The sequence below is a fragment of the uncultured Dysosmobacter sp. genome, assembly GCF_947631165.1.
Taxonomy (GTDB): domain Bacteria; phylum Bacillota; class Clostridia; order Oscillospirales; family Oscillospiraceae; genus Oscillibacter.
Genome location: NZ_CANRKH010000028.1, coordinates 20,518 through 31,084, shown reverse-complemented (window position 1 = coordinate 31,084; position 10,567 = coordinate 20,518). Strand labels below are relative to the sequence as shown.

Genomic DNA, 10,567 nt, shown 5'->3' with positions numbered 1-10,567 from the left:
GCTGGAAGCGCAGGCCGCCCTTATAGGGGCCGATGGCACCGTTGAACTGGCAGCGCCAGCCGGTGTTGGTGTGCCAGGTGCCGTCGTCGGCCATCCAGCAGACGCGGAAGGTGAACATCCGCTCCGGCTCCACCATACGGTTCAGAAGGTCCACTTTCTCATATTCCGGATGCTTTTCAATGACCGGCTCCAGAGAGGAAAAGACCTCCTCCACGGTTTGGACAAACTCGGGCTCATTGGCGTGTTTGATTTTAACATTCTCAATAACACTTGCCAAGTATGTGTTCATGGGTCCATCTCCTTCGAAAATGTATTGTCCACAGTCTGATACGGCTGACAGCGCTGTTTGGACAGTTCAGTGAAACATCTGTGATTTGGGATCGTATCGACGCAGTTACTGTTTCATCTGCTTAAGAACAGCAGAAAAGACTTCCAGCATGTTGCGGCAATCCTGCTCATAGATCTCGCCCATGTTTGCCACCTGGATCATGCCCTGCTTCGCATAGTCGCCCTTGCCGATATAGAAGGTATACCCGCGCTTCTCCATCTCCTTCAGGAAGGTATTGGCATCCACTCCGGCGGGCAGGAACACGGACGTGACGGTATTGGACATGTGGCTGTCCAGAAGGAGACGGCAGCCCATTGCGGTCAAACCCTCACGGATGATCGCAGCGCAGCGCTGATAACGGGCGATACGGCCATCTAAAGTTTCATCATCCAGAGCATTCGTTAAAGCAACATTCAAAGGCCAGAACAAATTTACATTGGGAGTATTGGGCGTCTGATGGCTGGTGATGGAACTTTGATAATGCTTATACAGGCTCAGATACACGTTCTTGCACTGGTCTGCAGTCAAGCTGCGCAGAAGTTCCTTACGGGCGCAGATATAGGCTGAGCCGGGGAAGGCGCCAAGGCACTTTCCGCCTACGGAGGCGGCGATGGCGATATTATTGTCCACGACGCGGATATGCTCGCCGGCAGCGGCGGAAACACAGTCCACAGAGAACAGCTTGCCGTATTTCTTGCAAAGAGCGCCAACCTGAGGTACAGGATTGATCATGCCCGTGCAGGTCTCATGGAACACCATCGCCACCACTGTGACCTCAGGATGAGCAGCCATCATATTTTCCACCACGCCTAAGTCAGGATACGTGGCCCAGTCAAAGGGGCAGTCTACCAGGGGGATCTGATACTTGTTGATGATCTCCAGCAGCCGCTCACCGAACATGCCGTTGCGGATCAGCATGACGGCGTCCCCTGCGCGAAACAGGGAAGAGAGGATCGTTTCGTTGGCCGAGGTGCCGGAACCGGAGACGATCACGCTGTCGTAAGAATCGTCTGCCTCAAATAAGCGCAGGATCTTGGCTTGGGTGTCCACAAACAGCGCTTCGAACTCTTTGCTTCTGTGGCAGATATCATAATGCAGAAGCGAATGGCGGACATTGTCTTTCACCATAACGGGACCCGGGCTGAACAGTTTGGTCATTGCCATAAAAATCACTCCATCTCACTGAATTCACCGCGAGCAAAGCTGCGCGGCGTGAGAGAAATGCCCGCAAAAAAAGGAAAGCGCCTTGGGCAGATCCTCTGAGCCCATCTTAGCGCTTTCCTATATTTCGTCAACAAAATACAATAAAACAGGTATAAAACAGAACTGGAATTTGTATAAATCGGAACTTTTTCACTCATTCCAGTATTTCGCGCGCTCCACGGCACGGTGCCAGTTGTAGAGAAGACTGTTCCGCTCATCCGCCCCCATTTTGGGTTCATAGCGGCGCGAGACCGACCAAAGGCGGGAGATATCGTCAATGGAGTCAAAGTCTCCGATACCTAAAGCCCCCATAAAGGCGCTGCCAAGAGCGGTGGCATTGGACACTTGAGGGATCTCTAATGCGACTCCCAGAATGTCTGCTTGGAACTGCATCAAAAAGCTGTTTGCCGTGGGACTGCCATTGCAGCGCATCGTAGTGATAGGAACTTGGGCGTCATGAGCCATGGCGTCCAGCACATCCCGCACCTGATAGGCGATCGCTTCCAGGGCGGCACGCGCGATATGGCCCTTTTGCGTGCTGCTGTTGATGCCGATCATCATTCCCGAGGCATAAGAATCCCAATAGGGGGCTGCCAGACCGGTAAAGGCAGGGACAAAATAGACGCCGCCATTGCTGCGCACACTGCCGGCTAACGTCTCGGTCTCATCAGGCGAGGCTACGATCTCCAAACCCTTCTGAAGCCATTTGACCGCTCCCCCGGCAATATATACGCCGCCATCCAGGGCGTAAGTGGTTTTGCCATTCAGGCGCCAGGCAATCGTCGGCAGCAAGCCGTGAGAAGACCGCACAACAGAATCACCGGTGTTCATCAGCATAAAGCAGCCTGTGCCGTAGGTGGCTTTGATGGAGCCTTGTTCCACACAGCCATTGCCGATGAGAGCTGCCTGCTGGTCTACCAGGATGGCGGAAACAGGTACACGCGCGCCAAAAAACGCCTCTGGGTCAGTAAAGCAATAGCGTGCGGCACTGTCCTGTATCTCCGGGAAGATCAGGTTTTCCAAACCGAAGAGAGAGATCAGCTCCTCGTCCCACCGATTTTCGTCCAAATGAAACAGCATGGTCCGTGAAGCGGTGGAGGCGTCGGTGATATGGAGCGCTCCCCGGGTGAGCTTCCAAATGATCCATGTATCCATGGTTCCAGCCATGAGCCGTTTCTTTTTTTCTGATCGACCTGTTTTCTGGATGTGGTCAAGGATCCACTTGTATTTCACGGCGCTAAAATAGCTGTCGATCATCAGGCCGGTCTTTTTGAGGACCAGATCGTTATATTCATACGCCAGCTCCTCCGCCATCCGCACGGTCCTTCGGTCCTGCCATGTGATCGCCGGATAGACGGGCAAACCCGTCTCTGGGTCCCAGATCACCACAGATTCTCCCTCGTGATTCAAACCGATGCAGAGAAGCGAGGCGGCATCCGCACCTACATTCCGCAGGGCCTGCTCAGTGGCTGAAAGGATAGAATGCCAGACATCTTCAGGGTCATGCTCCACCCAGCCGGGCTGGGGATAGAACACCGGTATCTCACAGTAGCCTCTGGATACCTCATGCCAGCTTTGGTCAAAGAGTATGGCGGTCGTGCCGATCGTACCCTGATCCAAGCCGAGATAATATCGTCCTGCCATTGCGGCTCCCTCCATTCTGCTGAAAATGCAACTCCATTGTAGTCAATCCCACCGCCAAAGTCAATGCCGCTGCCGTTTTGGCCCAGTGGAACGTACATGTTAAGGATCGGCTATGATCCAGCCCTGCGTGTGCTGGACTGCCCGGCGCCGGCCGAGCATCAAAGATCCTACGAACCCTGACGCGTATGGGCTCCATATCGATATGCCAATTGTAAATCCCGTATCATTGCACCGCAAGCTTCTTTCAAAAGGCCGGCGTTCTTCACTGTCTGGAGATCCTGCCCGAAGCCCTGCGGACAAAAGGGAATGCGATCGTTCCTTCCCTATGCGATGACCGCTTCTTAAAAAATGATAGGTATGCTGTTGGTATAGCAGGAGGTCTCATCGAAAAACCGCATATCACTGGCGGTCCGGCCCAGAAGCTTTTGATAGGCCCGGTTCATATGAGGCTGATCAAAGTACCCATGGCGGAGGGCAACTTGGATCAGAGATTTTGGCCTTGTCGTTAAAATATCGTTCAATGAGTGCTGCATCTTTTCAATCTCACAGCAGAGCTTCAGGGAACTGCCAACGTGTTCTTGAAAAACGCGGCATAGATACCGGTCGCTGCACCCTACAAGCTCTGCAAGCTTTGATACTTGTATATCTCCTCCGGCCTCTTTCATATAATCAAAACACAGCTTTATGATGGGCATTGGCCTCCAGGACGAATCAGCCATAAGCGCTTTGATATATTGGTGAATGCGCACATTTCGCTCATGAAAAGATTCGCCGGTGCGAAGCTGATTCAGAAGGAGAGCAGTCCTGCAAAAATAATTTTCTATGGAAAGGCAGCTGTTTGTCAGCAATTTCGCAGAATGATTTGACAGATATCCAGCGGTGCCGGGCTGTAATCTTACACAGAACAAGGTGTGCTGGGGCGGCAGAGATATCTTTTTTAATACTGTCGTCATTCCGCAAAAGCCGCCGCTGGCGGTATTCTGGTTGAACTTAAAGAAAAGAGAGGGGCATGGGCCTGGTATGATCGGGTAATAGAGCGTGACACGATCTCTATTTGTCAACTCATAAGAGTCGACCATCAAAAAGGACAGGTCAAATTCTTCTGGATAGATGCGGTGCTGCAATCCTGTTTCAGGACGCTCCAACAGCACCGGAACTTGTGGCGTGTTTCGTGCCATTGCTTCGCTGGTCTGCCGGTTGCTGATATAAAATGACATTCACATTCCACCTTTCCGACAAGATCCATATCAGATCGTGCTGCCCTTTGTCCGCCGTGGATCAGGGGTGTCTTTTTATATTAGAATATCGTAAGACGGCGCATAAGAAAATTCCGATTTATACAAAAATAGTAAAATTCTTCCGACAAATAAATCAATGCGCCTCTTTTTTAGAAAATCATATAAATGGCGGCTTTATGATATTTTTGACGCTCCGTACAAAGTCTATTGATATGAACATCAAAGGGGAATTGAAAAAGGATTTCAAACAGATTGTAGCACATGGATTACGACCATTACTAGAGGAAATATTTGATTCCAAAAGGCGTTGTCCAGGATCTGCAGGCAGCCAGTGTGATGGAAGATGTGGAAACGCTTCAGCAGTCCTTGCGGTTTATAAAGCGGAGCATGGAAGCGATTCCGGATGCAGCGTGTGCGATTTGACCATCTGTTTTTTTGAATATCCGCGCCAGCATCCGCCGCATTTCTTTCCTCTGAACACAGCATTGCGTGAATGCCGCAATGCTGCGCCTTTTTATTGCACGAAGGAAACCACCGGCAATGCCAGTGGTTTCCTTCTTACAAACATGGCGCCGTCTTACCAGCATGCGTGGTATCACGCACTGGAAGGACGCGCCATGTGCGGTAATTGGCTAGTTCACTCCGCTCAGCACCTTGCCCTATGCGCCGCTACCTCTGATAGCATCGGAGCACATAGGCGTCAATATGGTAGAAGTCCTTTACATGCTGGCAGATCAGCGTGTGAAGCTCGTTCAGATCTCCTTTGCGGAGCGCTTCTACAATTGGTCCATGGTGGTGGATCTGCTGGAGGCTGTCCGCGATGTCGGTGATTTGGACACTTGGATCAAATGAATCTGCTGATAGGTGGCCTGCGACGATGCAGACGAGCGTTCCCTGAAAGCGCGGAGATCGCCAGATGGAACGTGTTGCCTGCCGTGATTATTCGGGCCGGGGAAATGTGACGCAGGAGTCCCGGAGGGTATCCGACGCGCTGCTGGCGGCCTGGACCATGTGCTGGCGTCCGGCAGAGATATCAATATGCTGGTGCTGGACACGGAGGTATACTCCAACACCGGAGGCCGGCCGTCCAAATCCACGGCGGCAGGCACCATTGCAAAGTTTGCCGTGGGCGGGAAAGAGACCAAGAAAAAGGATCTGGGCATGAAGGCCATGAGCTATGGCCATGTCTATGTGGCGCAGGTGGCTATGGGCGCCGATCCGGCCCAGACACTGCGCGCCATCCGGGAAGTGGAGGCATATAACGGCCCCGCGCTGGTCACATCTGCTATTGCCCCTGCATCGAGCATGACATAAAGGCCAGTATGGGATCAAGCCAAATGGAGGAAAAGAAGGCTGTGGAGTGCGGCTGCCGGCACCTCTACCCCTACAATCCCGCGGAGGGAAGAGGGCAAAAATCCCCTCACACTGGCTTCTAAGGCTCCTGCCGGTGATTTTGCCGGGTTCCTCATGAGAGAAAACCGCTATGCGTCTTTGGAGCTGTCCTTCCCGGAAAAGGCGGAGCGGCTGTATATCAAGGTGGAGCATGACGTGCAGGAGCGCTATGAGAGCTACAAACATTTGGCGGATCAGGAACAGACGGATAGCACATCAGGATAAACAGAAAAGGAGCAGCAGGGTTTTCCCTGCTGCTCCTTTTCTATGATCTGGGACATGGAATAAGGAAATTTCTCTATTTTCGCCTGGTGGTCTCCATTACCCCAGCGGCGATATCTTCCGCCCGTATTTTAGGGGAATGGCTATCTGGGTCAGGATAGGACAGATAAACACTCATAAATTTCCGTATCAGCCCTATGAAATTTTTGCCGAAACTTTACAGCACTGCACAGGGGGGCTTGATTTGGAGACCTTCGCTCTCCTCAATATAACGCAGGAACTGATACTTGCCCTCTACGCCATCCTGCACTCTTCGATGCAGCTGCTCTGCCGGGGCAGACGTGTCGTGCTTTACCACGATATAGTACAACTCATTTGCTGCCAGCGCTTCCTCTACCGCCGCGTCGAATTCTTCATAGGTCCTCACTGTCATCGTGTACTGCACACCGGCACCTGCCGCCATTTTTGCCAGGTCCACATTTCCGCGTGTCTCCGTAGGCAGCGGCGGATTGGTATAAAGAGAATCGTAGCTCTCATTGTCCCAAACGAAAACGATCAGGTTCTTGGGCCGGCGGTTGCCGAGAACGGCCAGGCAGCCCAGATCCAGCAATTGACTGCCATCTGAATCGTGACAAATGACTCTTCTGTGGGGCAGTGCGGTTGCAAGACCGATGGCGGTTCCGCACTCCACGCCCAGCGCGCCCATGTTCAGCGACCGCACTGTAGGATAAGCGTTTTCCCACTCATCCACCATTTTTCCCAAAGAGATCACGAACAGCTCATCGCCTTTCAGCTTGCCAGCGAGCCGCTTCATGCATTCATAACGGTTCATGAAATCACGCTCCTTCCCACGATGACTGCCGTGTGATACATCGACGTCTCTGCATGCAAGACCGCATTGTGGATCGCAGGCTTCAAATCTTCGGAATGGCGGACGACTTGATATGGAATACGCAGCGCGTGCAGCACCGGCTCCATCGTGATGCCGTGATTGACGCCCCACCAGTTTTCTTCACCGAAATCTCCTCTGTATGCCATCATAATAAAGATGGGAATCTGACGCTCCAGACCGATCCGGGCCAGTGCTTCACAGGCAACACGAACGCCGGAATTTTCCATGATCATAACAGAACGCTTTCCACCGATCCACGCGCCGGCAGCGATGCATACGCCTGTTGACTCGTTGGGAACGGTTATCACCTCAAAGCGGCTGTCATTCAGCAGCATAGAATACAGGGGTTTCAGTCGAGATTCAGGAAGAAACACAACGACTTTAACGTGGGCCTCTTCCAGGGCATCCATAATTTGATTTGCATCTTCCATACTGATCATAATGCTCTCTCCCTCACATTTTTACGCCGCTGTCACGAAGCAAGGACACCAGCTTGCATGCCTCTTTGTTCGCCTGCTCGATCAGCACGGCCTCATCGACTTTCAGCAGCTTGCGGCCCTGCATGACCATATCGCCGTCTACAAATACGGTATCCACATCCGAGCCGTTGCAGGCATAGACCAGATTGGACTCCAAAATGGACGGAATCTTGCCAACTATGGGAAGCGAGTGAAGCGATTTCATGTTGACTAGAATGACGTCCGCTCGCTTTCCAACCTCCAGGGAACCGATCTCATCGGCCAGACCCAGCACATCCGCACCGCCCAGCGTAGCCATATACAGTGCGTCCTCGGCTTTCATGCAATCAGCGCTGTCATTTACAATCCGCTGCTGCAGGATAGCCGTCTTCATCTCTTCGAACAGGTCATAATTGTTGTTGGAGTTTGCGCCGTCAGTTCCCAGGCCCATTTTGATTCCGCGCTTCTTGTAGTCCACGATAGGGGCCGCACCGTCACACAGCTTCATATTGCTCACGCAGCAGTGGGCAACACGGCAATCCGTCTGCACCATCAGCTGGCGCTCTTTCTCACTGAGATGGACGCAGTGGGCCAAAACCGTGCGGTTTGTCAGGACACCCATTTTGTGCAGATACTCAATGGGCGTCATGCCGTGCATCTCCTCACAGCGCTTTACATCGTCAACAGACTCATTGGAGTGTGTCTGCATGCCGATGTGATACTGGTTGGACAGTTTGACGATACGAGCAATCAGCGCATCGCCCGCTTCGCGGAAGCTGTCGAAGCCAAACCAAAATTTGACCCGCTCATCTGGCCCCTTCGTTTTTTCCACATATTCGATGTTGAGTTCCACAGTATCTTCGCAATCGTCGAAATCCAGAATATAGGGGACGATGCGGGCACGAATACCGCTGTCCACAGCCGCGTCGTAGCATTTCCAGCAATATTTCTCTAATCCAAGGAAGGTAGTCGTGCCGGATTTCAGGCATTCCAGATAGGTCAGCAGAGCGCCGGTATAGGCTTGCTCCTCCGTCATATGACGGCTGACCGTCTCAGCGATCGCTTCATGCCAGTCGTACAGCTTCATGTCATCCCCGAAGCCGCGAACTAGGCATGAGTGCAGATGCGTATTGACCAGGCCCGGCATCACCACCATGCCGTCAGCGTTGACAGGTATGGCATCCGGATAGCAATCCTTTGCCGTTTCCACATCGCAGATATCAGCAATGCGGCCATCCTTCAGAATCAGGGCTTTGTCAGAGTAGACGTGCTTTTCGGCATCCATTGTTAAGATGACGCCGTTTTCGACCATATACGTATTCTTCTTCATCTGATTTTTCACCTCTTATACCAGTTGGCTCAGCATTGTAACGAGCTGAGGACAATATGTTACCAATAGTAAAACAGCGATATTGGCCGCTAGGAACGGGGCCATTGCCTTAAACAGTTTCATAACAGGCAAGTTTGCCATTGACGCGCCGATGTACAGACAGGTGCCCACGGGAGGCGTGGTCAGGCCAATGGTCACATTCATTACAACTACGACTCCCAGATGGATCAGGTCAATCCCCAGCGTCTTTGCTATCGGTACAAGGATCGGGGTAAGCAGGATCATACTCGCGCTGGGATCCAGAAACATCCCCATGATCAACAAGATCACATTGATGATGAACAAGACCAGGTACTTGTTATTGCCGGTACTGGCCAACAGCCAATCGCAGATTAGCTGCGGCATGCGCTCAGACGCCACCAGATAGGCAAGGATATTGCTGAAGCCGATGATCACAAAGATAGAAGCGCTCAGTACAATGGTATCCTCTAGGATAGAATAAAGGCTTTTCAGCGTAAATGTTTTGAATACAAAAAAGCCAATTATGAAAGAGTACACTACGGCGACGGCGGCAGCTTCCGTGGGGGTGCAGATGCCGGTGAGAACGCCGCCCAGGATGATGACGGGCATACCAAGCGCCAGGATGGCCTGCTTAAAGGACAGCCAAAGGTTTTTGAAGGAGAATTTGCCGGTCTTGGGATACTTTCTCACAGCGGAGAAAATGATCGCCATGACAGAGAGCACAAGGCCGATCAGGATACCGGGAACAAAGCCACCCAAAAACAACGCGCCGACACTGACTCCGGCTAAAGAGCCGTAGACGACCATTGAGATGCTTGGCGGAATGATTGGTCCCACCGTATTCGCCGCAACGGTCAGCCCCATCGCGAAGTCCTTATCATATCCCTTTTCCACCATCTCTGGAACCAACGCAACGCCCAAGGCAGCGGTATCCGCGTTTGCGGAGCCGGAGATGCCGCCCAGGAACATCGAGCAAATCACATCCGCAACGGCAAGACCGCCGCGAATATGGCCGACCAGCGCGTTGCAGAAGTTGATCAGACGCTTTGTAATGCCACCTCCGTTCATCAGATTGCCCGCCAGAACAAAGAACGGGATAGCCATCAAAGTAAAACTAGTACAGCCGCCGATGATTTTCTGAGAAAGGATAATAGACGGAACCGATCCGGACGACAGGAGAAAATATCCCACAGGTACAAGGCCCAGAATATAGGCAATGGGAATGCCCAACAGAATAAATACGGCAAATAGGACTAACAAAGCGGCCAGTATCATACTTCAGGACCCTCCTTTACTGCTTTTGGGGAAAGAAATGCGCTTAGGACCTTCTCAATAGAGAACAGTATCATAAAAATGCATCCCACTGGAATTGAGGCATAGCACCAGGATACGCTGACCTGCATTGCCGGAGAAAGCTGTTTCAGGTTCTTCATCGCATACAAAACGCCGCTTTTTACTGTGAGGACCAGCAAAAACAGAACCAAAAGCTGACCTAAAAAGGCACAGATCATCTTCAGCCATTGAGGGGCTTTTCCCAGCACATCGATATTGACCAGCGCGCTTCTCCTCCAGGCAACGGCGCCGCCCACAAAAGCGATCCACGGCATCGCGTAGGTAACGATTTCCTGCGTATATTTCAGGCTGGTATGAAATGAATAGCGCAAGACAGTTTCCGCAAAAGTCAGCAGCGTAACGACCACAAGAAGAACGATCGCAAAATCCAGGCATACCTTTTCCAATACATTGCAGCATTTGGTCAGCTGTTTCAAAATAATCACTCTCCTTATTAGAGATTGTCCTGCGCAATTTTCATCGCGCAGGACACATTGTCAGGAATAA

General features: G+C 51.9%; 10 protein-coding genes and 1 pseudogene. 2 read left to right on the top strand and 9 right to left on the bottom strand.

Annotated elements, in window-relative coordinates; translation table 11 throughout:
- The 4 genes from Q0Z69_RS12515 to Q0Z69_RS12500 form a co-directional block, all read right to left on the bottom strand.
- The coding region (locus tag Q0Z69_RS12515; RefSeq protein ID WP_298034082.1) for a Glu/Leu/Phe/Val dehydrogenase dimerization domain-containing protein at nucleotides 1–289 on the bottom strand (289 nt) is incomplete at its 3' end.
- Between the two features lie 105 nt (nucleotides 290–394).
- On the bottom strand, nucleotides 395–1,492 hold the full coding sequence (locus Q0Z69_RS12510; protein ID WP_298034079.1) for an alanine--glyoxylate aminotransferase family protein: 1,098 nt from the start codon (nucleotides 1,490–1,492) through the stop codon (nucleotides 395–397).
- A gap of 189 nt (nucleotides 1,493–1,681) precedes the next feature.
- Nucleotides 1,682–3,175 carry a glycerol kinase GlpK gene (gene glpK / locus Q0Z69_RS12505; protein WP_298034077.1) on the bottom strand — a complete coding sequence of 498 codons (1,494 nt, stop codon included), beginning with the start codon at nucleotides 3,173–3,175 and terminating at the stop codon, nucleotides 1,682–1,684.
- A gap of 341 nt (nucleotides 3,176–3,516) precedes the next feature.
- Nucleotides 3,517–4,392, bottom strand: a complete 876-nt coding sequence (locus Q0Z69_RS12500) for a helix-turn-helix transcriptional regulator (protein ID WP_298034074.1) — start codon at nucleotides 4,390–4,392, stop codon at nucleotides 3,517–3,519.
- Between the two features lie 726 nt (nucleotides 4,393–5,118).
- On the opposite strand from Q0Z69_RS12500, the gene Q0Z69_RS12495 reads away from it, so the two are divergent.
- Both Q0Z69_RS12495 and Q0Z69_RS12490 read left to right on the top strand, forming a co-directional pair.
- Entirely contained in the window at nucleotides 5,119–5,265 is a 147-nt protein-coding gene (locus tag Q0Z69_RS12495) for a hypothetical protein (protein ID WP_298034070.1), read from the top strand.
- Nucleotides 5,266–5,409: 144 nt separating this feature from the next.
- A pseudogene (locus tag Q0Z69_RS12490) lies at nucleotides 5,410–6,030 on the top strand (pyruvate:ferredoxin (flavodoxin) oxidoreductase); the annotation flags it as partial.
- A gap of 214 nt (nucleotides 6,031–6,244) precedes the next feature.
- On the opposite strand, the gene Q0Z69_RS12485 reads toward Q0Z69_RS12490, so the two are convergent.
- Genes Q0Z69_RS12485 through Q0Z69_RS12465 form a run of 5 tightly spaced genes read right to left on the bottom strand, consistent with a single transcriptional unit; the run spans nucleotide 6,245 to nucleotide 10,497 of the window.
- Nucleotides 6,245–6,859 carry a thiamine pyrophosphate-dependent enzyme gene (locus Q0Z69_RS12485; RefSeq protein ID WP_298034068.1) on the bottom strand — a complete coding sequence of 205 codons (615 nt, stop codon included), beginning with the start codon at nucleotides 6,857–6,859 and terminating at the stop codon, nucleotides 6,245–6,247.
- The gene (locus Q0Z69_RS12480; protein ID WP_298034067.1) at nucleotides 6,856–7,359 is read right to left on the bottom strand and encodes a thiamine pyrophosphate-binding protein; all 504 of its coding nucleotides are present in this window, start codon (nucleotides 7,357–7,359) and stop codon (nucleotides 6,856–6,858) included. The genes Q0Z69_RS12485 and Q0Z69_RS12480 overlap by 4 nt, the downstream gene beginning before the upstream one ends.
- Nucleotides 7,360–7,372: 13 nt before the next feature.
- Nucleotides 7,373–8,707 (bottom strand): amidohydrolase, encoded by a 1,335-nt coding sequence (locus tag Q0Z69_RS12475; protein ID WP_298034064.1) that lies wholly within the window; start codon nucleotides 8,705–8,707, stop codon nucleotides 7,373–7,375.
- A 15-nt stretch (nucleotides 8,708–8,722) separates the two neighbouring features.
- On the bottom strand, nucleotides 8,723–10,003 hold the full coding sequence (locus Q0Z69_RS12470) for a TRAP transporter large permease (protein ID WP_298034062.1): 1,281 nt from the start codon (nucleotides 10,001–10,003) through the stop codon (nucleotides 8,723–8,725).
- A complete protein-coding gene (locus tag Q0Z69_RS12465; protein ID WP_298034060.1) occupies nucleotides 10,000–10,497 on the bottom strand; it encodes a TRAP transporter small permease in 498 nt (165 codons plus the stop codon). Before Q0Z69_RS12465 ends, Q0Z69_RS12470 begins: the two co-directional genes overlap by 4 nt.
- Nucleotides 10,498–10,567: the final 70 nt, after the last annotated feature.

What these genes read in the sequence shown, in the direction of transcription:
- Q0Z69_RS12495 (WP_298034070.1), top strand. Translation starts at nt 5,119, where the DNA reads ATGGTAGAAGTCCTTTACATGCTGGCAGATCAGCGTGTGAAGCTCGTT.
- Q0Z69_RS12500 (WP_298034074.1), bottom strand. Translation starts at nt 4,392, where the DNA reads ATGTCATTTTATATCAGCAACCGGCAGACCAGCGAAGCAATGGCACGA.
- Q0Z69_RS12475 (WP_298034064.1), bottom strand. Translation starts at nt 8,707, where the DNA reads ATGAAGAAGAATACGTATATGGTCGAAAACGGCGTCATCTTAACAATG.
- Q0Z69_RS12470 (WP_298034062.1), bottom strand. Translation starts at nt 10,003, where the DNA reads ATGATACTGGCCGCTTTGTTAGTCCTATTTGCCGTATTTATTCTGTTG.
- Q0Z69_RS12485 (WP_298034068.1), bottom strand. Translation starts at nt 6,859, where the DNA reads ATGAACCGTTATGAATGCATGAAGCGGCTCGCTGGCAAGCTGAAAGGC.
- Q0Z69_RS12510 (WP_298034079.1), bottom strand. Translation starts at nt 1,492, where the DNA reads ATGGCAATGACCAAACTGTTCAGCCCGGGTCCCGTTATGGTGAAAGAC.
- Q0Z69_RS12480 (WP_298034067.1), bottom strand. Translation starts at nt 7,359, where the DNA reads ATGATCAGTATGGAAGATGCAAATCAAATTATGGATGCCCTGGAAGAG.
- glpK (WP_298034077.1), bottom strand. Translation starts at nt 3,175, where the DNA reads ATGGCAGGACGATATTATCTCGGCTTGGATCAGGGTACGATCGGCACG.